Raw genomic sequence first — 22,214 nt, 5'->3', positions numbered from 1 at the left:
TTTTGTGTATTATGCTGCTCAATTAGTTATCAGTAATAACTTATGAACTCGAACTAGCTTTTTCAGAGCGAGCGGCGTTTTCAGTATCACTTGTTGGTGGCTCAGTTGAAGGTGTTTCTGGTGATGTTTCTGATTCAACTGTCGATGAGCTGCTCGAACTTGAAGGCGCTGGTTCTACTGAAGAGCTAGAAGAGGAGCTGCTTTCAACCGTTGTTGAAGATTCTGTGCTTGACTCAACAGTGGTTGACGAAGTAGTGCTTGTTTCTGGTTCAACCGTTGAACTAGGTACTGGAACATTGGAAATTTTTGGTGCGCTGTAACTTGGTACAGTATACTGGTCTTTATAATAAAGTTCATTGTTTACACGAATCAAATCATTTGGCATGACCCAATCTTCATTTGAAACATTGGCAGAAACATATTGCATCAATTCACGATAGACATCAGAAGCAACGTGTGATGAAGCATCAGTAACTGGTGTCATCTTCTCATTGTAGCCTGTCCAAACCGAAATCGCATAGTTTGGTGTATATCCAGCAAATAAAATATCAGGATAGACACCAGAAGAAAGACCAATTTTTGCGTATTCATCGTCTGTATAGTTAGATGTGCCAGTCTTACCAGCTTGGTATAAGCCGGGAATCTGAGCGTTAGTCCCAGTTCCTTTTGTCAAAGTATCTTTCAAGATATCAGTTACCATGTAGGCAGTTTCTTCTGACATCGCTCTGGTTCCTTCAGGATCAAATGTTTCCTCTGTTCCGTCCTGATAGATTACTTTGTTGACGTATTGTGGTTTGTAGTAGGTACCACCGTTGGCTAAAGCTGCGTAAGCCGCCGCCATTTTTAAGGAAGAAGCACCATATTTTGTTCCGTCCTGCTCTTCTGTATTACTTGAAATGGCGTTTGATTGATGAATCGTACGGTAATCAATACCAATGCCGCTTAAGAAAGAAGCGACCTTGTCCGCACCAACTTCGTTAAAGAGTTTAACTGCCGGAACATTTCGTGAGTCGTATAGTGCTTGTCGTAAAGTGATTGTCCCCATGTAGCGGTTATCCCAGTTCATGACAGGCGTAGTTGTTCCTTCGTAGTTATAAGGAGCATCGGAAATCGTTTTGCCAGTAGAATATTTTAAATACTCAAAGGCAGGTGCATAATCCGTAATTGGCTTCATCGTTGAACCAAAATCACGTGATGTATTGACAGCCAGGTTGTTTCCAAGAGTAACGTCTTCAGCGACTTTTCGAGCACCGATTTGTGCTTTGACTTGTCCTGTTTTTGTGTCAATCAAAGTGGAAGCAACTTGCATTTGATCATCAGGATAAGTGACGTATTGATCGGTATTTACAATATTATATAGTTGTTTCTGAGCATCTAAATCAAGATTTGTGTAAATATCAAGACCATCGGTGTAAACATTCTTGTCTGTTTTTTCTTCGATCTCGTTGATTACTTCTTTTACATAGTTATCTACGATTTTTGTATTGTCATCACCTGAAGATAATTCTTGCAGGCCATCTGTTACGGGCACATTTACTGCTTGATCGTACTCTGCTTGAGTGATTTTTTCGTTTTGCAGCATTGTGTAAAGGACAATGTCACGGCGTTTTTTTGCTTGTTCAGGATAAGTATATGGATCATAAGCGGAAGGTGCTTGAGGCATCCCAGCTAGAAGCGCCGTTTGTGCTAACGATAACTCGGGTAATCTTTTTCCAAAGTACATTTCTGCGGCTGTTTCCATGCCATAAAAACCATTTGCCATATAGACTTTATTTACGTAGTAAGTCAGAATTTCTTCTTTTGATTTTTCTTGCTCTAGCTTGACAGCCATCCAAGCTTCTTGTGCTTTTCTCTTTAGCGTTTGATCTTCTGCTTTGGTTGAGAAGAAGGAAAGTTTGATCAATTGCTGAGTCAAAGTACTTCCGCCTTGTAGTCCGCCAGACGTAAAGTTTGATAACGCCGAACCCAGAATGCGGACAGGATCGACACCAATATGTTTGTAGAAACGACGATCCTCGACAGAAACGATGGCGTCTTGTAATTGCTGTGGCAATTCATTGGCGGTGATTTTTTCGCGTTTTTCTGCACCGAGATCCTCAAATAGTTCGCCGGTGGAAGTATAAAGCTTTGACGAAACAGTAGCGTCTAATTCTTTGTCAGTGAGGGCAGGGGCGTCTTTTGCATAAAACCAAAACAGACCAACACCAGATAAGAATAAGATACAACCAATAAAAACAAGACCAAGTAAGATTTTGACAATCAAATTTTTTCCGTTTTTTTGTTTACCAGAGCCATTTCCAGAACTTGATTTCGTTCCTTTTTTCTGGGGAGGACTTGCTTTTCTTCGCGAAGTTCTCGTTTGTTCATTTGCCATTAGTGCTTTTCTCCTTTTGATAATGATAGATAGCGATCGACGGCATCAAGATAAGGGACGCGTGGTAGGAAACCAGGGGTGATTTCAATGCCAAGTTCTTCAATCAATGCGAGTGGCAAAGACTTTCTACCGCCATCTTTTTGTTGATACCAATAGTCGATCAGATGTGTACTATTTAAATAGAAGCAACGTTTTAGACTAGAAAACCATAGTAAAACAAAACAGATACCATCTTGTTTTAAACAAGACTCCATGTGTTTGATTTGATGTTCGTGAAAGTTGTTGAATGGAAAAGAGGTTTTATTTTTTGTCTCTTTCGCTTCAAAATCCAAATAGAAACCTCGATAGACACCGTTGTAATCTGTTGTCGAAGCTTGGGTAAAGTAAGCTTCCTTAATCACTGCGGCACTTCTTCGAGGGTAATCGACTTTAACGATTTGAATAGGTGTTGGTTTCTTGTGAACGACTGCCAAATTTTTTGACAGATAAAAGTTGTTGCTTTCATTGATAGCTTCTTCAAATGACATACCTCGGTTACCAAAAATAGTAGGAGAAGTTTTTTTTCCTTGAATTTTTGGTTTTGAAGAGGCATCCTTAGAATAAGGTTGGCCATTAGGGTAGCGTAAGACCATATTTAATCACACTCCTGCGCACATTATAGCAAAAAAAAGCAGAGAAAGAAAAGAAATCAGGCGGTGAATCAATTGAAAGTAATCTATGTTTCAGGCTATCGAAGCTTTGAACTGGGTGTTTTTCAGGAAAAGGATCCAAAAATCAAAGTTATTAAAAATGTTTTAAAAAAAGAAATTCGCCAATTAACGGAAGAAGGATTAGAGTGGGTGATTAGCAGTGGCAACCTTGGTGTTGAGTTATGGGTTACTGAAGTTGTAGCCGAATTGAAGCAAGAGTATCCTAAATTACATCTAGGAATTATTTATCCGTTTGCTGAATTTGGTAGTAATTGGAACGAAACAAATCAAGAAAAGAAAATGTTAGCGGAACAAGTGGCAGACTACGTTGAGTCGGTCAGTCATCTACCTTATAAAAATCCTAATCAATTAAAAAATCATACACAATTTCTACTTACACATACAGATGGTACTTTGTTGATCTATGACCCAGAATACATTGGAAAAACAGATTATTTTTTGCGTGATGCAAAAAAAATGCAGGAAGTTAAACCTTACGAGATTCATTTGATTAGCATGGATGATTTACAAAATTCTGTGGAATAAAAGTAGATAGTGTTTGATTTATAGTTATTTTTCCGATACAATGGGAAAAGTAGAAAAGTTATAATGTAAACGAGAATTAAATAGAGGTGTAAATATGGCGAATTTGATTTATAGTCCAAAAGACATTTTACAACAAGAATTCAAAACCAAAATGCGTGGATACGATCCGATTGAAGTCGACGAATTTTTGGACAATATTATTAAAGATTATGAAGCATACAGCAAAGAACTCCTTGCTTTACAAGAAGAAAATGATCGTTTGAGTGCTAAAGTTGCTCAACTATCAAAAACACAAGGAACACAAACTCGCGTGCAACCAACAGAAGCACCTAAGAGTACAGCAGTAACAAACTTTGATATTTTGAAACGTTTATCAAATCTTGAACGTGAAGTTTTTGGAAAAAAACTTGACCAAGCAACACCAGCTGCTTCTGCACAACCAAATGCAGGCAACTATACAAATGCAGATGCAAGTGATGACAACGAAAAAACACGTCAATTTTAATTAGTGAATTTTTGCGGTTTTCGGGTAATCGCGGTCTGACTTGATCAGGCTGAGGAAAGTCCATGCTCGCACAGACTGTGATGTCTGTAGTGTTCGTGCTTAGCGAAAAGATAAGCTAAGGTACTCTAAGGAGTAACGGCAGGAAAACGAGCTAAGGTTTCGACTATGCTTTAGTATCCTTGAAAGTGCCACAGTGACGAAGCGAATCGGGAAACTTATTCGGTGGAACGCGGTAAACCCCTCGAGCGAGCAACCCAAACAATGGTAGGGGCGCTTTTTGCTAGGAATCAGAACAAGGCAAAAGGGCAGGTAAACTGCAGATAGATGGTTACCCCTTTATTTCTTCTCCCTGGAGGAATAAAGGACAAAACATGGCTTACAGAAAATCGCAATAATCAGGGAATACCTTCCAACGATGTTGTGAAGGTTTTTTTTATAAATAAGGAGACTAGTATGGATAAAAATAGAAAATTTAACCTTGTAGCAACTGCCGCAAGCGGTTTAGAAGCTCTTGTTGGGAAAGAACTACGTGATTTAGGAATTGATTGTCAAGTGGAAAACGGTCGTGCGCGTTTTGAGGGCACGATGGAAACAATCGCAACAGCGAACTTATGGTTGCGTACAGCAGACCGTGTCAAAATCGTTGTAGGTGAGTTTGATGCATTTACGTTTGATGAATTATTTGAAAATGTGAAAGCTTTACCATGGGAAGATTTTTTACCTTTAGATGCAGAATTTCCAGTTGCTGGAAAATCGATTAAATCAAAACTATATAGTACACCAGATTGTCAAGCAATCACTAAGAAAGCAATTGTTGATCGTTTGCGTACGTATTATCACCGGCCAGCTTCTGTACCGTTGACAGAAACCGGTGCTCATTTTCAATTAGAAGTTGCTTTGCTGAAAGACCATGTGATGGTCACGTTAGATACGACAGGACCAAGTTTATTTAAACGTGGCTATCGTTTGGAAAAAGGTGGCGCACCATTAAAAGAAAATATGGCAGCTGCGCTAATCGCACTAACAACATGGCGTAAAGATCGTCCTTTTTATGATCCTGTTTGTGGTTCTGGAACTATTTGTATTGAGGCAGCCTTAATTGGACACAATATTGCACCAGGATTTAACCGTGAGTTTGTTTGTGAATCATGGGAATGGTTTGACAATAACATCATGGAAGAAGTACGTGCTGCAGCAGAAGAACAAGCTGATTACGATGTAGAACTAGATATTACTGGTTCAGATATCAATGGACGAATGATTGAAATCGCAAAAGCGAATGCGGAAGAAATTGGATTGGGTGATTCAATTACCTTTAAGCAACAAGCGTTGAAAGATTTCAAGACGGATAAAGAATATGGCGTAATCGTTGCTAACCCACCGTATGGAGAACGCTTGGGTGAGGAAGAAACAGTTCGTAAGCTGTATCGAGAAATGGGTGACGTATTTAGACCATTGAAAACATGGAGTAAATACATCTTGACCAGTGATTTAGCATTTGAAGAATATTACGGACAAAAAGCAACAAAGAAACGTAAATTATATAACGGTGCTTTAAGAACTGATTTATTCCAGTACTGGGGAACACGTCCACCTCGTGTGAAAAAAGAAGATTAGGATTTGTTTTTAAATTTGGATTTTTGGAGGAATGACAGATGAAAGAAACAGAATTTTTACAAGAATTAAAAGAAATTAACCTTTTGCAACAAGCATTAGGTATTTTGGACTGGGATACACAGACAGGGATGCCTGAAAAAGCCAGTGAATACCGTAGTGCTGTTGACAGTTACTTGTACAGCCTTTACTTTGCGAAAAAAGTAGGACCTAAAATCGAGGAAGCACTTGCTTATTTTGGCGAGCATCCAGAAGAATTGTCTGAAGTAGGTCAAACCGCATATCGAAAAGTGAAAGAAGACTTTGAACTAGAACATAATGTGCCTCAAGAATTGATGACAAAATATAGCGCAGCAATTTCTTCTGCGCATGGTCAATGGCAAAAATCACGAGAAACAAAACAGTTTGCTGATTTTGAATCAGCGTTGACACAAAATATTGAATTGACCAAAGAGCTGATTCCTTATTGGCAAAAAGATGAAAAGACACCTTATGACGTGCTGTTGAATCAGTATGAACCAGGCATGACTGTTGAAATTCTAGACAAAGTATTTGCACAATTAAAAGATGGAATCATGTCTATTCGTGAAGAAATTAGTGAAAAAGGAACAGAACCTGAAACCAGTTTTCTTTCACGTAAAATGACGAAAGAACAACAAAAACGATTCGTTGTGGGCGTTATCGAACAATTAGGGTATGATTTCAGCCGAGGGCGTTTAGATGATACAATCCATCCATTTATGACCGGTATCAATCCCAATGATGCACGAATCACAACTCGTTGGAATGAACATGATTTTCAAATGGCTGTTTTTGGTGTTATCCATGAAGCAGGTCACGGAATGTATGAACAAGATATTGACGATAAATATGCGTATACACCCGTTTATCAAGGCGCTTCAATGGGCATTCATGAATCGCAATCTTTATTTAACGAAATTATTGTTGGAAGTAATCGAAGCTTCTGGGAAAAACAATATCCTTTCTTCCAAGAATGTGCAGAAGGGGCATTTGCTGATATTGCGTTTGCTGATTTCTACCGCTCATTGAAACGTACACGAGCAAGTTTGATTCGCATTGAGGCAGATAGTTTAACTTATCCTTTGCATATTATTATTCGTTACGAAATCGAGAAAATGATTTTCAATGAAAATTTAGCAATTGCTGAACTTCCAGAAGTCTGGAATCAAAAATACGAAGAATATTTAGGTGTTCGGCCAACCAATGATCTGGAAGGAATCCTTCAAGATGTCCACTGGTCAGGTGCAAGCTTTGGCTATTTCCCTTCATATGCTCTTGGGTACATGTATGCAGCGCAACTATTACATGCATTAGAAAAAGAATTGTCAATTGATGAGGTTTTAGCTTCAGATGACTATTCCCCAATCAAGAAGTGGATGGAAAAACATATTCACCAATATGGGGCTTCAAGAAAACCAAACCAATTGATTCAGGATGCTACAAATGAACCACTAAATCCTAATTATTTGATTGAATATATGCGAAACCTATACTTCGACGTGTACCAAGTAAACTAAAACTGGAAGTCTGGAACATTGCTTCATTTGTTCCAGACTTTTTCTGTTCGATGAATTTGTTAAAAATGAGGAGAAAAATTAATGTGGGGGTAGAAAAATGGGCGAAAAACTAAAAAAGATAGCTGCGTATAGTTTCAATCAATTGAAAAATGATCAAACAGGTCATGGAGAAGACCATACGAAGCGAGTTGTTCAGTTAGCAACAGATATCTTAGCAACAGAACCAACTGCTAATCGAGAAATTACCTTGGCGGCGGCTTATCTTCACGATACGATTGATGATAAAGTTGTTTCTGATGAAGCACAGGCGAAAAAAGAATTAGTTACTTTTTTAAAAGAGATTGATTTAACCGAGCATCAAATCACCGCAATTTTTTCTATTATTGAAAATATGTCCTTTTCTAAAAGTCTTGGAGAAAATGCTGAAGAATTAACGATTGAAGGAGAAATTGTTCAAGATGCAGATCGGCTGGATGCATTAGGTGCAATTGGGATTTTGAGAACAGCTTATTTTGGTGGTGGACATGGTCATCCCATTCATGATCCTGAGATGCTGCCGCAAAAGTATGCGAATAAAGCCGATTATCGTAAAGGTTCCACCGTTATCAATCATTTTTATGAAAAGTTATTTTTATTGCCTGCACAAATGAATACCGTTTATGGGAAAACAGAAGCGCAACGTCGTGAACGATTTATGCGTGATTTTTTAAAAGAATTTTATCAAGAGTGGGAGAATACAAGTGATTAGCGGAGTAAATGGAATTTGTTAACTAATTATTTATTATGTAAACTTAAATGAAAAACAAAATACCACGACAATTATCGTAGTATTTATGTTAGTAAAAAGCTAAGAGTTCTTTTTCTTAAAACTTGTTAAGCGACGATAGCCACGAATCAGATTTAAGAAGAATAAACAACCAGCTACAATGATTGGTAACCAGATCAGATAAACTGGATAACCGATTTGAGCGGAAAGTGTTTGTGACGAAATGTTCTGCAGTTCAGTGGCGGCTTGTTGCCATGTTTGAAGGTTGAAAACCATCATGAAGCCGGAAATAATCAACAAAATAAAACCTAGATAATGGATTTTGGTTTTTTTGCGTAGATACGCAAATCCTAAATACAGCACGAATAAAAAAACTGGAACTCCAAAGACAAAATAGAAATTCAGCACTTCGACACCTCCTCGTATACCATTTATGATACTTCAAATTGGCTGAATTGAGAAATAATAGCGTCGTTGCTTGATTAAGCATTGAAATGCTTGATAAAATGTATGTTGATACTCAAGAAAATTTATAAAAAGTGTGGTGGGCTGTTATGGCAAGTTATATTGAACCAATTCGGTTTGCATTATTTGTATTTCCATTTTTAGCACTAGCAATTTCGTCGGTTTTCTTTATTTATGAATACCGTAAATATGGAACATTTCTCTTATATCGAGGTGTTATTCTTTATTCTTTTGTATTTTACCTATTATGTGCATATTTTCTAGTTATTCTACCATTACCAGCAAGGGAAACGGTGGCTCAGATGACAGGACCTAAAATGGAGCTGGAGTTGTTTGCTTCATGGCACCATTTTTGGAATCAAACAGTATTAAACATTCATGATCCGAGTACTTATTTAGCTGCGATGAAACAAAGCGTCTTTTTAGAACCAGTGTTTAATATCTTATTGCTGGTACCTTTTGGGATTTATTTAAGATATTATTTTAGATTATCTTTTGCAAAAACAATCATTGCAAGCTTTTGCTTATCGTTGTTTTTTGAGCTTACACAATTAAGTGGTCTGTACTTTATTTATCCTAGACCGTATCGCTTGTTTGATGTGAATGATTTGTTTCACAACACGCTGGGGGGCACACTAGGTTATCTTATAGCACCAATTTTCACTTTCATGTTGCCGACGAGAGCGAGAATGGATGAGATATCTTATGAGAAAGGTCAAAAAGTTTCCTTAACAAGAAGATTGGTTGCATATTTGATTGACTGGGTATTTTTGGGAATACTAGATAGTGTCATCTCCATTTTGCTACAATTAATGTTCAAAAAAGATGTCGTTACGACGAACAGTGAGTGGATTTTCCTAGAAGTTTTCTTGTATTTTATCGTTTTGACTTATCTAACAAATGGTAAGACACTTGGAAAAAAAGTTGTACGCATTCAAGTTGTGGAAGAAAAGAAAGAACGGATTTCTTTTAAGGCATTGTTGATTCGTTATAGCTATCTCTATTTCTTGTTTTATGGTTTGAGTTGGGCAATTCAATTTTCACAACAAATCATGGACCAATCAACTGGTGTACTGCAAATGACGGCGATTTTTGTTTTTATGGGCTTGATGTTTGCTCAAGGAATTTTTGTCTTGAATCTCGTACTTTCGTTTGTGAGGAAAAAAAGTGTCTTGTTTTATGAAAAAGCAAGTCATACCTACACCATCAGCACGATCAAAAATAAATAAATTGAAAATTGCTGATGAAATCTGATGAGATATTGTAAAGAAGGCGCGAATCACTGTTTGAGAATAAGAGAGCAAAAATCATGCGGCTGTGTTATAATGCCAAAGTCGTGAAAAATTAAAGAGAAGAGGTGCATAGATGAATAATTTTGATAAATTCAACTTTCAACCATTTATTAACGAAGCATTGACAGCAAAGGGCTTCGTGCAACCAACGGAAGTACAAGAAAAATTGATTCCATTGATTGCCAAAGGAAAAAATATTGTTGGTCAATCACAAACAGGTTCTGGAAAAACACATACATTTTTATTGCCACTATTTAATAAAATTGATGCTACAAAGGAAGAAGTCCAAGTAGTCATTACTGCTCCAAGTCGCGAATTAGCTGCACAAATTTATAAGGCCGCTAATCAGCTTGCACAATTTTCATCACCAGAAATTCGTGTCAGCAATTTTGTTGGTGGAACGGATAAGCAACGCCAATTGGATCGTTTACGTCACCAACAACCACATGTCGTAGTTGGAACACCAGGTCGTATTTTAGATATGATGAATGAACAAGCGTTGAAAATCCATACAGCATTTGCGTTTGTTGTCGATGAAGCAGATATGACATTGGATATGGGATTTTTAAATGAAGTCGATCAAATCGCAGGTCGTTTACCTGAAAAAGTTCAATTTTTAGTATTCTCAGCAACAATCCCAGAAAAATTGCGTCCATTTTTGCGTAAATATATGCAAAACCCTATTATAGAAGAAATCAAACCAAAAGCAATTATCTCTGAAGATATTGAAAACTGGTTGATGTCGACGAAAGGCAAAGATAAAAACAAAATGATCTATCAATTATTGACAATTGGTCATCCGTATTTAGCAATTGTATTTGCAAATACGAAACAACATGTTGATGAAATCGCAGATTATTTGAAGAAAAAAGGTTTGAAAGTTGCGAAAATTCATGGAGGCATCACTCCTCGCGAACGTAAACGCGTGATGCGCCAAGTACAAGATTTAGAATTTCAATATGTAGTAGCAACCGACCTTGCTGCACGAGGAATCGATATTGAAGGGGTCTCACATGTGATCAACGCAGAGATTCCTGAAGAGACAGATTTCTTCATTCACCGTGTCGGTCGAACGGGGAGAAATGGTCTCAAAGGAACGGCAATCACGCTTTATTCGCCAAGTGATGAACAATCAATTGACATGTTGGAAACGTTAGGTGTCAAATTTGAACCGAAAGAAATCAAAGACGGCGAAATTGTGAAAACTTATGACCGAAATCGTCGAACAAAACGCGAAAAATCAAAAGACACATTGGATCCAACCTTGATTGGGTTAGTGAAAAAGAAAAAGAAAAAAATCAAACCGGGCTACAAGAAGAAGATTGATTGGGCGATTGCTGAAAAGAACAAACAAGAACGTAAAATCGAACGTCGCCAACAGTCACGAACAGCTCGTAAAAATAAAAAAAGTTCACACAAATAAAAAGATTGTGGCTCCAAGCGCTCAGCTTCGAAACAATAATGAAGAACTGACAAAATAGCTGCTTATGTTTTTGGACAGTTATGAATTATTTCGAGAAGTTGCTTGGGAAACACCGTGAAAGAGGATGTGGCGCAAAACGATTTGCTCCGACAAGATAGCGTGCAAGCACACAAAATAGCAGTCCACATTTTGAAGTGAATGCAAACTTTCTTGAGGAGTTGTTTTGAGAACACCGTGAGTAAGGTTGTGAAGAAAGTGTTCAACTCCAATAAATAAGAATAAATTTTCAGAAATTGTTTCTCAAATTTTTGTGAAATTTAGGCTTATTTGGAAGGAGTTACTTCTTGAACACCGTTTATTCGTAAAAAAGAGTCTGAGACAAAAATATTCAAGAAAAAAACCGTCTAAAATTCGTTTTTTGAAAACGTTGATTTTAGGCGGTTTTACTATTGAAATCAGAGTTAAGGACAAACAGATTTTTTAGATTTGTCTAAGTTTTTTTATACTGTTATTGAGTTAGCTAATCATAAAATTTTTTCCATGCCTACACAAAGAATGCCATCTTCTTCAAAAGGTGGCGTACAGGAAACATACCCACAGCGTTCATAAAATGACTGCGCTGTTAACTCAGCGACTAAATAGCTTAACCGACAGCCATTATTTTTGGCAACTTGTTCTGCCTTGAGCAACAGTGAACGTCCACTGCCTTTTTTGCGGTAGGGTTTTGCCACACAAAAACGGTCAGGCTGAAAACATGTTTCGCTTTTCAGTTGATAACGTAAAGTCGCAACAGGAATTAGATCATCAAGGAGTAAAAAATAATTTCTTTGACTGGTATCGAGTGCATCAAACTCCCATTCTGGTGGAATATGTTGTTCTAAAACAAAGACTTCATAGCGAAGTGCGAAGCTTGCTGCTTGAATCCAAGTATCATTACCAAAAAAGTCGTTCATGAATTTTTTCCTCCAATCAACTCTTTTTATTTATCGTAACACAGACGGAGAGCAGCAAAAAGAGCCAAAATAGAAAAGCTTTATTGACAGATATCGGTGAAGTGCGTATACTTAACGAGTACAAAAAAGGACATGATTTGTTTTTAGGGGCTCACAGAAAATTCTTTCTAGGCTGAAAAAAGAATAGTTACCAATCAAATTGCTCCCTTTTTTCTTTTGATAGAAATATCAACGCAACTCAGCGTTATCGAGTTTAAGAGGTAATGATCAAACATCATTGCAACCAAGGTGGTACCGCGAGTTTTCGTCCTTGGCTGTAATGGTGTTTTTTGTATTGAAAAACAACGAGAGAAGGTAATGGAATGAAACAATTAAGTAGTGCACAAGTTCGTCAAATGTTTTTAGATTTTTTCCAATCAAAAGGACACACAATCGAGCCAAGTGCCTCATTAGTGCCAGTTAACGATCCAACTTTGTTATGGATCAACTCAGGAGTAGCAACCTTAAAAAAATATTTTGATGGTTCAGTTGTTCCAGAAAATCCAAGAATCACTAATGCACAAAAATCAATTCGAACAAATGATATTGAAAATGTCGGAAAAACTGCTCGCCATCACACGATGTTTGAAATGCTAGGAAACTTTTCTATCGGAGATTATTTCAAAGAAGAAGCAATCCACTGGGCATGGGAATTTTTGACAAGTCCTGAATGGATGGCCTTTGACCCTGAAAAGTTATATGTTACTGTCTATCCAAAAGATACGGAAGCAAAACGCATCTGGCACGAAGAAGTGGGCTTACCTATGGATCATATCATCGATGTAGAAGACAATTTCTGGGATATTGGTGCCGGTCCTTGTGGTCCCGATACGGAAATCTTCTATGATCGTGGAGAATCTTATAATGATTTAGCAGAAGATGATCCTGAAAACTATCCTGGTGGCGAAAATGAGCGTTATTTAGAAATCTGGAACTTGGTATTTTCTGAGTTTAACCACAAACCAGACAACACATTTGAACCACTACCACATAAAAACATTGATACGGGCATGGGATTAGAACGCATGGTTTCTATCGTTCAAGATGCACCAACGAATTTTGAAACAGATTTGTTTATGCCAATCATTCATGCGGTTGAAAAATTAAGCAACCAAGTGAAGTACGGTGAAAGCCCAGCAACGGATATTTCTTATAAAGTAATTGCTGACCACATTCGTGCATTATCTTTTGCAATTGGAGATGGCGCACTACCTTCAAATGAAGGACGCGGTTATGTATTACGCCGTTTATTACGTCGTGCAGTTATGCATGGTAAAAAATTGGGAATCAATCAAGCTTTCTTGTATAAATTAGTTCCAGTTGTTGGAGAAATCATGGTTAGCTACTATCCAGAAGTGTTACAACAAAAAGAATTTATTGAAAAAGTCATTCGGACAGAAGAAGAACGCTTTAATGAAACAATTAATGAAGGTCTAGATATCTTGAACCAAGTGATTGAAGAGGTAAAAGCAGCAAACGGAACGACTTTAGCTGGTAAGGATATCTTTAAACTTTATGATACTTACGGCTTCCCAGTAGAATTAACTGAAGAAGTAGCGGAAGACGAAGGTTTGAAAGTCGATCATGCTGGCTTTGAAAAAGAAATGGAAGCACAAAGAGAACGTGCCCGCTCTGCAAGAAGCACGGAAAAATCAATGGGCGTTCAATCAGCATTATTAACGGATATCAAAGTGGATAGCAAATTTATTGGTTACACAGAAGTTGAGGCAGACAGCAAATTATTAGTAATCGTTCAAGACGAAGAATTACTAAGTGAAGTAACAGAAGGCGTTGCTCAAATGATTTTTGCTGAAACACCTTTCTATGCAGAAATGGGTGGACAAGTTGCTGATCAAGGTTGGATTTTAAATGATGCACAAGAAGTGGTTGCAACAGTTACAGATGTTCAAAAAGCACCAAACGGTCAATTTATGCACACAGTAACAGTCAAATCACCAATGCAAGAAGGTACAATCTATCATTTAGCAATCAACGAACCAATGCGTAATCGAATCATTAAAAACCATACAGCGACTCACTTATTGCATAAAGCGTTAAAAGAAACATTAGGTGAACATGCAAACCAAGCAGGTTCATTAGTTGCACCTGGACACTTACGTTTTGACTTCACTCACTTTGGCCAAATCACAGCAGATGAACTAGTTCAAATGGAACGAATCGTCAATGAAAAAATTTGGGAAGCTATTCCAGTTCAAACAATCGAAACAGACATTGACACAGCAAAAAATATGGGGGCAATGGCCTTGTTTGGTGAAAAATATGGTCGTGAAGTCCGCGTCGTCAACATTGGCGAATGGTCAATCGAACTTTGTGGTGGGACACACGTATCAAACACAGAAGACATCGGTATTTTCAAAATTGTTTCTGAATCAGGAATCGGTGCTGGCGTTCGTCGTATCGAAGCTGTTACAAGTAAAGAAGCTTACGAACTACTAGAAGGCGAGGAGCAACAATTAAAAGAAGTTGCAGCAATCGTCAAATCACCTCAATTAAAAGAAGTAGTTGCAAAAACAGAACAATTACAACAACAATTACGTGAATTACAAAAAGAAAATGAAAAATTAGCAAGTAAATTAGCTAATCAACAAGCCGGAGACATTTTCAAAGAGTCAGAAACAGTTGCTGGAAAAACATTGATTGCTTCACAAGTGAAAGTGAAAGACATGAATCAATTACGTCAATTAGCAGACCAATGGAAACAAAAAGCAATTTCTGACATTCTTGTTCTGGCAAATGAGCAAGAAGGAAAAGTTAGTTTGTTAGTGGCTATGTCGAAGGAAGCAAATGAAGCCGGACTAAAAGCTGGGGACTTAATCAAAGCAATCGCACCGAAAGTTGGCGGTGGCGGCGGCGGACGTCCAGACATGGCACAAGCAGGCGGTAAAAATCCAGCAGGTATTCCAGATGCATTAGCCGAAGCAAAAAATTGGTTGCTTAACCAATAATCGTTTGTTAAAATTTAACGTTCAAAGATAAGCAAGACTTGGAGTGCTATTGAAAAATAGCCATTCCAAGTCCGCTTGTTTTTTTGTGTCTATTTTAGGATAAAGGTAAATAGTTGACGAATGAGCAAGAACTTTTTACGATGAAAAGAAAAAGGTGGGGTTTAAGATGAATAGTAGAAATAAAACATTTCGTTTAGTATTACGCGCAGTCTTGTTAGCAATCATTCTTGTTCAAGCAATGGTTCCCTGGCTGGGCTTCATTCCGTTAGGGTTTATTAGCTTAACAATCATCCATATTACAGTTATTGTAGCAGCCGTTGTATTAGGACCTAAAGATGGCATGCTGATTGGCTTGTTCTGGGGAATTGCGACTATTGTTCGCGCGTTTGCCATGCCGACGACTCCTTTTGATACGTTAGTCTTTACGAATCCAATCATTTCAGTGGTCCCACGGGTACTTGTTGGTTTGGTTGCCGGTGTTATCTTTCATTGGATTTATCGTAAAAATCAATCTGTGGTGATGGGGGCTGCTGTTGCAGGAGTACTGGGTTCCCTAACGAATACTTTACTTGTTTTAGGTTTTATGGGAATGTTTTATACAAGTGCGACTGCCAATGCTTATGGCGTGGACACATCACTTTTATTTAAAACTTTGATCGGAGTTGCGGGAATCAATGGTGTTCCAGAAGCAATTGGGGCAGGAGTTATTACGCCGCTTCTTGCTAAAGCACTCTTTGCGGCGACTCCTTTGAAACCAGAATAAAAAATTTAATTGAGAGCAGATCTTTTCAGATAAGGGAGTAAGAGTGTGACAAGAAAACAAACGACAGAAAAAACAACGAGTAGAGAACGAACGAAACAAGGAATCTTGGCAGGTGTCTTAGGCTTGATTTCCAATTTGATTTTATTTATTTCCAAATTTATGATTGGAATCTTATCAGGCAGTGTGTCAATCATGGCAGATGCAATCAACAGTTTGTCGGATACTGCTTCCTCTGTGTTGACCTTGATTGGGTTTAAGATTGCAGCTAAACCAGCAGATAAAGAGCACCCATATGGACATGAACGGTTTGAATATATCAGTGGATTATTTGTGTCAATCATTATTTCTTATGTGGGATTTACATTTTTAGAATCTTCTTTTCAAAAAATTATACATCCAGAAAATGTTATTTTGACACCAGTTGTCTTTTTAGTCTTGGTTTTTTCAATTGGTTTGAAGTTTATTCAAGGGAAAATGTATAGTCGAATCGCAACAAAAATTGATTCGAATGCTTTGCGAGCTACTTCAACTGATAGTTACAATGATGTATTTACAACGTTAGCGGTTTTGATTTCAGCGGGTATTGAATGGTTGACTGGATGGAGAATCGATGGCTATATTGGATTTGCATTAGCATTATATATTTTGTATAGCGGTGGAATGATGGTTCGTGACTTTGTCTATGAGTTGATGGGTAGCCGACCTACAACAGAAGAAATCGAAGAAATGGAAGATTCGCTGAATAATTACGATCAAATTTTAGGTTATCATGATTTGTTAGTACACAATTATGGACCAAGTAAACGATTTGCATCTGTTCATATCGAAGTGGATGATAGTTTAGATTTGACTCAGGCGCATCGTATTGTTGACCGAATCGAAAAAGATTTCAAAGAACGTTTAGCAGTTGATTTGGTTTGTCATTTAGATCCTGTTCCAGTGAGTAATGAACGTTATTTAGCGGTATTACAGACATTGCGTGAAATTGTTGCAACTACAGCAGAAGGACTTAAAATTCATGATTTTCGTGTGATAAAAGAAGGGGAAATTTTGCAATTTGATGTGGTTGTTCCACAGAAATGTCATTTTTCTGATGAGAAATTGGAAGAAATTATTCGGGAGCAAGTCAAGCAGAAGATTGGGAAGTATCAGGTGGAGATTACTTTCGATCATAATTATTTGTTGTGAAAGGTTGTGACTCCAAGCGCTTAGCTTCAAGCAATAAGAAAACTTTTCTAAAAATAGTTCCTCATATTTTTATGAAAAGAGGGCTTATTGCCGAAGAAGCTGATTGGGGAACACCGTGAATAAGGTTGTGACTCCAAGCATCCAGTTTCGAAAAAACAAAGAGCGACTGACAAAAATAACCTTTCATATTTTTGAACAGTTGAGAGTTATTGCGAGGAGTTGTTTTGGGAACACCGTAAATAAGGTTGTGGCGCAAAACGCTTAGCTTTGAGCAATAAGGAAACTTTTCTACCAGTTAAATCGTAACCTAAGGAAGTATCTTAATAACCTTGAAAAGTTTATTAAAAGACCGAAAACGATGGAGTTTAGTAAGCTTCATCGTTTTCGGTCTATTTTTTTGTTTGTTGGAGTTGTTTTTTTAATGCTTGTCGAGCTAGATTATCGGCACCTTTATTTTTACTTTCAGGAATCCATTGTAAAAGAAACAAAGAGAACGTTGGAAGAAGTGATTGGATTGCTGACAAGTAGGGCTGGAATAATTCGTTAGTTGTAAAATTTTTATCAATGGTGGAAACTAACGTTTTACTATCTGAATAACAAAAAATCGTTTCAGCGTTTAATTCCTTTTCCTTTAAAATTTCTAAAGTTTTTAAAAAGACTTCGAATTCCGCTTCGTGATTTGACCCATCAGAAAGAGGAACAGCTAGCTGTTCATAACGATTTTCTCCAAGAATCACGATGCCACCACCACTTGGACCGGGGTTGCCTTTTGTCGAGGCATCAATGTATACTCGTAACATGAATATCTCCTTTTTAAAATAAAGTAATGTTATGATATGATTATAGCATTATTACTTATCATGCGAGGTTAGACAATGAAAAAAATTATTCGCTGGCAGCCAGAATTGGCACAGTCGATCATTTATTGGTCATTGACGTTGATTATTTTCTTTTTCAGTTTGATTTTGTCACTTGAAAATACAGGACCTTATTGGAAAAGTAATGTAGTTATGGGCATTTTTGCTGTGTTTTTATTGCTAGGGTTACGTCGATCGTTTGTACTAGAAAAAAATTCAATCAAAATTCGCTATGCTGCTTTTTGGAAAGATAAAAAATTAACGTTACAGCAAGTCGAAAAGGTAGCTCCACATGATCATGGCTTGGAGTTAAAATTAACAGATGAGTTAGAGCCGACAATCTATTTATTACGTGCAAAAGATCGGGTACCCGTTCGTAATTATTTTGCGGGAACTTCACAAGAAGTATTTGTTTATCAGTCACGAAAAGATAAATCAAAGGATCAATCAAATAGTTCTCATAAACAATGAGAAAAAGGAGTTGAGGGCTTTTGTCCGCGACTCCTTTTTGGGTTACTAAAAGTATAAAAAAATTTGAGACAAGTTTTCCTTGTCTCAACTACAATTTCCTTGTTCATTTATCATTGAATGTGATTTTAATTGAATCAATTAACTTAATTTCTTAACATGAGCTGCTTGTGTTCCGCGATTGCCTTCAATAATCTTAAACTCAACGGCTTGGTTTTCTTCCAGACTCTTAAAGCCATCTTCTTCGATTGCGGTAAAATGGACAAAAATCTCTTCCGTCTCATCATAACTGATAAATCCGTATCCTTTTTTATTGTCAAACCACTTCACGATTCCCTGGGTCAAAGCACTCACGACCTTTCTTAAAATCTACCATAGCCACATTATAAAGAGTATTTATAAGTACGTCAAATAAATAAAAGAGATGGCTTTTCTATCTATTTATTTCAATTAAAAACGTGTATAATAAAAATAACTTAACAAAAATAAAATAAATTGAATTAAAGTTCGTATAAAGGGGTAGTTTGATGAAGAGTGATTTACAAATTTCACAAGAAACTGACTTAAAACCGATTGTTGAGATAGCTGATAAAGTAAATCTTGGCTATGAGGACCTGGAATTATATGGAAATTACAAAGCAAAAATAAATTTTTCGGCAATTGAGGAGCTAAAAGCAAAGCCGGATGGCAAACTGATTTTGGTCACGTCAATTAACCCAACACCTGCGGGGGAAGGAAAGTCAACTGTTACTGTTGGCTTGGGAGATGCACTAAATCAAATTAACAAACAGGCAGCAATCGCTTTAAGAGAACCTTCATTAGGACCCGTCATGGGGATTAAAGGTGGTGCAGCTGGCGGTGGATATGCCCAAGTTTTACCAATGGAAGACATCAATCTGCACTTTACTGGCGACATGCACGCTATTACAAGTGCGAATAATGCACTATCTGCCTTTTTAGATAACCATATCCATCAAGGAAATGAATTGAAAATTGATGCCAGACGTGTTATTTGGAAGCGTGTGGTTGACTTGAATGACCGTGAATTGCGTCAGGTGATTGTTGGCTTAGGTGGACCAATCCAGGGAGTACCAAGAGAGGATGGCTTTGACATCACCGTTGCTAGTGAAATCATGGCGATTTTATGTTTGGCAACTGATTTAGATGACTTAAAGGCGCGGCTAGCACGAATCGTCATTGGGTATACTTTTGACAGAGAACCTGTAACTGCAGGTGACTTAAAAGTAGAAGGCGCTCTTGCTTTACTTCTAAAAGATGCGTTGAAACCAAATTTAGTTCAAACAATTTATGGCACACCTGCGTTTATTCATGGTGGACCATTTGCAAATATTGCTCACGGATGTAATAGTATTTTAGCGACTAAAACAGCTTTAAAATTAGCTGATTACGTGGTTACGGAAGCTGGCTTTGGTGCAGATTTGGGCGCGGAGAAGTTTCTTGATATCAAAGTCCCTAACTTGAAAAAAGCGCCAGATGCAATTGTAATTGTTGCAACGATTCGCGCATTAAAAATGCACGGGGGTAGACAAAAGTCAGAACTACTTGAAGAAGATTTATCTGCTTTGAAAGCCGGTTTTGTTAATTTGAAACGCCACATTGAAAATATGCGTTCGTACAATATCCCTGTAATCGTGGCAATCAACGAGTTTGTTACGGATACGAAAGCAGAATTTGCATTGTTAGAAGAGTTATGTGAAAACCAAGGTGTCTTAGCTAAACGTGTCAGTGTATGGGAACAAGGCGCGCTTGGTGGTGTGGATTTAGCAAAAGCTGTAGTGGAACTAATTGCTGAACAAGCAGCTGATTATCAACCGTTATATCAATCAACTGCGACGATTTCGGAAAAAGCAGAGACAATCGTCAAAAAGATTTATGGTGGACAAGGCGTTCAATTTAGTAAAAAAGCGCAGAAACAAATCGAGGAGTTTGAGAAAAATGGTTGGAGTGGCTTGCCAATCTGCATGGCAAAAACCCAGTATTCATTTTCAGATGATCCAACGTTGCTTGGCGCACCAACTGATTTTACGATTACGATTCGAGAATTTGTTCCCAAATTAGGTGCTGGCTTTTTAGTAGCACTCACAGGTGACGTGATGACGATGCCAGGATTGCCAAAAAAACCTGCAGCGTTAAACATGGATGTAACGAATCAAGGAGAAGTGATCGGTTTGTTTTGATGATAAACGGATGATTCAAAAGAAGTGGGAGGTATGGCAAAACTTTTGTCATACCTCCTTTTTCTGAAGTTATGGTGTTCTCCAAGTAGCGCCTCGAGATAATTTATAACTATCCAAAAATGTGAAAAGCTATTTTTGTCAGTCGCTCTTTGTTTTTTTGAAGCTAACCGCTTGGAGCTACAACCTTATCCACGGTGTTTCCCAATCAGCTTCTTCGGCAATAAGCCCTCTTTTCACAAAAATATGAGAAACTATTTTTAGAAAAGTTTTCTTACTGCTTGAAGCTAACCGCTTGGAGCCACAACCTTATTCACGGTGTTCCCCAAGCAACTTCTCGAAATAACTCTCAACTGTTCAAAAATATGAAAAGCTATTTTTTTCAGTTGCTCTTTATTTTTTCGAAGCTGAACGCTTGGAGTCACAACCTTATCTAAGGTATTTTCTTTTTCATTGTTGTGTTTTAAGTTATACTAAAGCATAATAGGAGGGGCATTATGAAAATAAAATTCACCAGAAAAACTGGTTTTTATGGAATGGGAAGTTCTATTCGACTACAAATTAATGGAAAGTCTGTTTACTTAAATCAGCAAGACAGCGTGGAAGTAGAAGCAACCGTTCCACTAACGATGCAAGTCACGTTTTTTTGGTTAAAAAGTCCAGTTTATCAAATTGCATTGCCAAAAGATGCGTACGTTATTACGATGAACTTACTCCTGTTGCAATTGTATCCGGTACTCTTTTTTTTCACGAGTTTAAGTGCCATTTATTTTAATAATTTATTCTATAGCTTGGTAGCTGTGATTGGAATGATTGGTTTCTTTTTCTTCATTAAGAACCAAGCTTATGTCATCAAGGAGGACCCTAGCAAATATGAGTAACTCTGATGTGTTTTTAAGTAGCTTCAATCGTATTGAAAAATGGATGCGTGAGGAAATGGGAAATACCCGTAATATGGGCTTTACCGAATTAGTGCGCCGATTGGCTCGCAAAAAAGGGTCAATGGTCCGTAAATATGAAGAAGATTTATTTCAGATGGCGCAATTAAGGAACGCAATTGTTCATGAAAGAATTGCTGAAGACTTTGTCATTGCAGAGCCAAATGAGTGGGCAGTTGACAAGATCCAAGTCATTGAAGAGGCATTGATTCGTCCAGCCACGGTGTTGCCGAAGTTTGCAAAGAAAGTGACTGGTTTTGATAAAAATATTCCTTTACTAGATTTGCTAGAGACGATTGCTCAAAAGCGTTACTCTCAATTTCCACTGTATAATAAAGGGAAATTTGAAGCATTGATTACTTTACGAGCAATCGGATTTTGGTTGGCTAAAGAAAGTCAACAAGGAGTGATTGACTTAACACGGAAGCAAGCGAAAGATTTGATTATTGGTGATGGAAAATATACAAATTATCAATTTGTTTCTGCGAACACGAAAATATACGAAGTTGAGTTGATGTTTCGTGAGCAAGGGACGCTAGAGGCAGTGTTGATTACAAAAGATGGAAACCCTAATGGCAATTTATTAGGGATTATTCGACCAAGAGATATTTTTAAACAAGTAGAAAAGGATTGAT

Annotated in this window: 20 protein-coding genes and 1 other RNA gene; 15 read left to right on the top strand and 6 right to left on the bottom strand. The window is 37.5% G+C overall.

What is annotated here, in order from left to right:
* Nucleotides 1–40: 40 nt before the first annotated feature.
* Both IGJ76_RS07470 and recU read right to left on the bottom strand, forming a co-directional pair.
* Complete coding sequence (locus tag IGJ76_RS07470; RefSeq protein WP_218657835.1) at nucleotides 41–2,374, bottom strand: PBP1A family penicillin-binding protein; 2,334 nt, start codon at nucleotides 2,372–2,374, stop codon at nucleotides 41–43.
* Entirely contained in the window at nucleotides 2,374–3,006 is a 633-nt protein-coding gene (gene recU, locus IGJ76_RS07465; protein ID WP_413130717.1) for a Holliday junction resolvase RecU, read from the bottom strand. The genes IGJ76_RS07470 and recU overlap by 1 nt, the downstream gene beginning before the upstream one ends.
* Nucleotides 3,007–3,069: 63 nt before the next feature.
* Here recU and IGJ76_RS07460 point away from each other — a divergent pair, with 63 nt between their 5' ends.
* From IGJ76_RS07460 to IGJ76_RS07435, 6 genes are all read left to right on the top strand, one after another.
* Nucleotides 3,070–3,609, top strand: coding sequence for a DUF1273 domain-containing protein (locus IGJ76_RS07460; protein ID WP_071868976.1), 540 nt, complete (start codon nucleotides 3,070–3,072; stop codon nucleotides 3,607–3,609).
* Nucleotides 3,610–3,703: 94 nt separating this feature from the next.
* Nucleotides 3,704–4,114 carry a cell division regulator GpsB gene (gene gpsB / locus IGJ76_RS07455; protein ID WP_067482295.1) on the top strand — a complete coding sequence of 137 codons (411 nt, stop codon included), beginning with the start codon at nucleotides 3,704–3,706 and terminating at the stop codon, nucleotides 4,112–4,114.
* Nucleotides 4,115–4,130: 16 nt separating this feature from the next.
* Nucleotides 4,131–4,498: RNase P RNA component class B (gene rnpB, locus IGJ76_RS07450), an RNA gene on the top strand.
* 69 nt (nucleotides 4,499–4,567) lie between these two features.
* Nucleotides 4,568–5,731 (top strand): THUMP domain-containing class I SAM-dependent RNA methyltransferase, encoded by a 1,164-nt coding sequence (locus IGJ76_RS07445; protein WP_086270895.1) that lies wholly within the window; start codon nucleotides 4,568–4,570, stop codon nucleotides 5,729–5,731.
* A gap of 38 nt (nucleotides 5,732–5,769) precedes the next feature.
* Entirely contained in the window at nucleotides 5,770–7,266 is a 1,497-nt protein-coding gene (locus IGJ76_RS07440; protein ID WP_430596532.1) for a carboxypeptidase M32, read from the top strand.
* 97 nt (nucleotides 7,267–7,363) lie between these two features.
* Nucleotides 7,364–8,014 carry an HD domain-containing protein gene (locus IGJ76_RS07435; RefSeq protein ID WP_086270897.1) on the top strand — a complete coding sequence of 217 codons (651 nt, stop codon included), beginning with the start codon at nucleotides 7,364–7,366 and terminating at the stop codon, nucleotides 8,012–8,014.
* A 99-nt stretch (nucleotides 8,015–8,113) separates the two neighbouring features.
* Here IGJ76_RS07435 and IGJ76_RS07430 read toward each other — a convergent pair whose 3' ends face one another.
* Nucleotides 8,114–8,440, bottom strand: coding sequence for a hypothetical protein (locus tag IGJ76_RS07430; RefSeq protein ID WP_071868972.1), 327 nt, complete (start codon nucleotides 8,438–8,440; stop codon nucleotides 8,114–8,116).
* Between the two features lie 146 nt (nucleotides 8,441–8,586).
* Between IGJ76_RS07430 and IGJ76_RS07425 the strand changes: the two genes are divergently transcribed.
* Nucleotides 8,587–9,726 (top strand): VanZ family protein, encoded by a 1,140-nt coding sequence (locus IGJ76_RS07425; RefSeq protein ID WP_430596531.1) that lies wholly within the window; start codon nucleotides 8,587–8,589, stop codon nucleotides 9,724–9,726.
* Nucleotides 9,727–9,862: 136 nt separating this feature from the next.
* Complete coding sequence (locus IGJ76_RS07420; protein ID WP_270346689.1) at nucleotides 9,863–11,212, top strand: DEAD/DEAH box helicase; 1,350 nt, start codon at nucleotides 9,863–9,865, stop codon at nucleotides 11,210–11,212.
* A 524-nt stretch (nucleotides 11,213–11,736) separates the two neighbouring features.
* On the opposite strand, the gene IGJ76_RS07415 is transcribed toward IGJ76_RS07420, so the two are convergent.
* Nucleotides 11,737–12,165, bottom strand: a complete 429-nt coding sequence (locus IGJ76_RS07415; RefSeq protein ID WP_270346688.1) for a GNAT family N-acetyltransferase — start codon at nucleotides 12,163–12,165, stop codon at nucleotides 11,737–11,739.
* A gap of 362 nt (nucleotides 12,166–12,527) precedes the next feature.
* Between IGJ76_RS07415 and alaS the strand changes: the two genes are divergently transcribed.
* From alaS to IGJ76_RS07400, 3 genes are all read left to right on the top strand, one after another.
* Nucleotides 12,528–15,170 carry an alanine--tRNA ligase gene (gene alaS, locus IGJ76_RS07410; protein ID WP_430596530.1) on the top strand — a complete coding sequence of 881 codons (2,643 nt, stop codon included), beginning with the start codon at nucleotides 12,528–12,530 and terminating at the stop codon, nucleotides 15,168–15,170.
* Between the two features lie 166 nt (nucleotides 15,171–15,336).
* Nucleotides 15,337–15,933 carry an ECF transporter S component gene (locus IGJ76_RS07405; RefSeq protein ID WP_071868969.1) on the top strand — a complete coding sequence of 199 codons (597 nt, stop codon included), beginning with the start codon at nucleotides 15,337–15,339 and terminating at the stop codon, nucleotides 15,931–15,933.
* Between the two features lie 45 nt (nucleotides 15,934–15,978).
* A complete protein-coding gene (locus IGJ76_RS07400) occupies nucleotides 15,979–17,121 on the top strand; it encodes a cation diffusion facilitator family transporter (protein ID WP_430596529.1) in 1,143 nt (380 codons plus the stop codon).
* 389 nt (nucleotides 17,122–17,510) lie between these two features.
* Here the strand turns inward: IGJ76_RS07400 and IGJ76_RS07395 are convergent, their stop codons facing one another.
* Nucleotides 17,511–17,921 carry a ribonuclease HI family protein gene (locus tag IGJ76_RS07395; RefSeq protein WP_071868967.1) on the bottom strand — a complete coding sequence of 137 codons (411 nt, stop codon included), beginning with the start codon at nucleotides 17,919–17,921 and terminating at the stop codon, nucleotides 17,511–17,513.
* A 75-nt stretch (nucleotides 17,922–17,996) separates the two neighbouring features.
* Between IGJ76_RS07395 and IGJ76_RS07390 the strand changes: the two genes are divergently transcribed.
* Nucleotides 17,997–18,449, top strand: coding sequence for an EbsA family protein (locus tag IGJ76_RS07390; RefSeq protein WP_270492644.1), 453 nt, complete (start codon nucleotides 17,997–17,999; stop codon nucleotides 18,447–18,449).
* Between the two features lie 138 nt (nucleotides 18,450–18,587).
* Here IGJ76_RS07390 and IGJ76_RS07385 read toward each other — a convergent pair whose 3' ends face one another.
* Nucleotides 18,588–18,791, bottom strand: coding sequence for a cold-shock protein (locus IGJ76_RS07385; protein WP_067482445.1), 204 nt, complete (start codon nucleotides 18,789–18,791; stop codon nucleotides 18,588–18,590).
* Between the two features lie 182 nt (nucleotides 18,792–18,973).
* On the opposite strand from IGJ76_RS07385, the gene IGJ76_RS07380 reads away from it, so the two are divergent.
* From IGJ76_RS07380 to IGJ76_RS07370, 3 genes are all read left to right on the top strand, one after another.
* The gene (locus tag IGJ76_RS07380) at nucleotides 18,974–20,644 is read left to right on the top strand and encodes a formate--tetrahydrofolate ligase (protein ID WP_071868965.1); all 1,671 of its coding nucleotides are present in this window, start codon (nucleotides 18,974–18,976) and stop codon (nucleotides 20,642–20,644) included.
* A 494-nt stretch (nucleotides 20,645–21,138) separates the two neighbouring features.
* Nucleotides 21,139–21,522: a hypothetical protein gene (locus IGJ76_RS07375; RefSeq protein WP_067482267.1), complete on the top strand. Its 384-nt coding sequence runs from the start codon at nucleotides 21,139–21,141 to the stop codon at nucleotides 21,520–21,522.
* Nucleotides 21,515–22,213 (top strand): CBS domain-containing protein, encoded by a 699-nt coding sequence (locus tag IGJ76_RS07370; RefSeq protein ID WP_071868964.1) that lies wholly within the window; start codon nucleotides 21,515–21,517, stop codon nucleotides 22,211–22,213. Before IGJ76_RS07375 ends, IGJ76_RS07370 begins: the two co-directional genes overlap by 8 nt.
* Nucleotide 22,214 lies beyond the last annotated feature (1 nt).

The organism is Enterococcus sp. DIV0175 (genome assembly GCF_050529075.1).
Taxonomy (GTDB): Bacteria; Bacillota; Bacilli; order Lactobacillales; family Enterococcaceae; genus Enterococcus_B; species Enterococcus_B thailandicus.
The sequence above is the reverse complement of the archived record's forward strand: the minus strand, read 5'-3'. Positions and strand labels throughout refer to the sequence as shown.

Bases quoted from the DNA above. Each gene is read 5' to 3' on its own strand.
- IGJ76_RS07445 (WP_086270895.1), top strand. From the start codon at position 4,568: ATGGATAAAAATAGAAAATTTAACCTTGTAGCAACTGCCGCAAGCGGT.
- alaS (WP_430596530.1), top strand. From the start codon at position 12,528: ATGAAACAATTAAGTAGTGCACAAGTTCGTCAAATGTTTTTAGATTTT.
- IGJ76_RS07390 (WP_270492644.1), top strand. From the start codon at position 17,997: ATGAAAAAAATTATTCGCTGGCAGCCAGAATTGGCACAGTCGATCATT.
- IGJ76_RS07440 (WP_430596532.1), top strand. From the start codon at position 5,770: ATGAAAGAAACAGAATTTTTACAAGAATTAAAAGAAATTAACCTTTTG.
- IGJ76_RS07380 (WP_071868965.1), top strand. From the start codon at position 18,974: ATGAAGAGTGATTTACAAATTTCACAAGAAACTGACTTAAAACCGATT.
- gpsB (WP_067482295.1), top strand. From the start codon at position 3,704: ATGGCGAATTTGATTTATAGTCCAAAAGACATTTTACAACAAGAATTC.
- IGJ76_RS07415 (WP_270346688.1), bottom strand. From the start codon at position 12,165: ATGAACGACTTTTTTGGTAATGATACTTGGATTCAAGCAGCAAGCTTC.
- IGJ76_RS07395 (WP_071868967.1), bottom strand. From the start codon at position 17,921: ATGTTACGAGTATACATTGATGCCTCGACAAAAGGCAACCCCGGTCCA.
- IGJ76_RS07425 (WP_430596531.1), top strand. From the start codon at position 8,587: ATGGCAAGTTATATTGAACCAATTCGGTTTGCATTATTTGTATTTCCA.
- IGJ76_RS07370 (WP_071868964.1), top strand. From the start codon at position 21,515: ATGAGTAACTCTGATGTGTTTTTAAGTAGCTTCAATCGTATTGAAAAA.
- IGJ76_RS07405 (WP_071868969.1), top strand. From the start codon at position 15,337: ATGAATAGTAGAAATAAAACATTTCGTTTAGTATTACGCGCAGTCTTG.
- IGJ76_RS07375 (WP_067482267.1), top strand. From the start codon at position 21,139: ATGAAAATAAAATTCACCAGAAAAACTGGTTTTTATGGAATGGGAAGT.
- recU (WP_413130717.1), bottom strand. From the start codon at position 3,006: ATGGTCTTACGCTACCCTAATGGCCAACCTTATTCTAAGGATGCCTCT.
- IGJ76_RS07435 (WP_086270897.1), top strand. From the start codon at position 7,364: ATGGGCGAAAAACTAAAAAAGATAGCTGCGTATAGTTTCAATCAATTG.
- IGJ76_RS07420 (WP_270346689.1), top strand. From the start codon at position 9,863: ATGAATAATTTTGATAAATTCAACTTTCAACCATTTATTAACGAAGCA.
- IGJ76_RS07470 (WP_218657835.1), bottom strand. From the start codon at position 2,374: ATGGCAAATGAACAAACGAGAACTTCGCGAAGAAAAGCAAGTCCTCCC.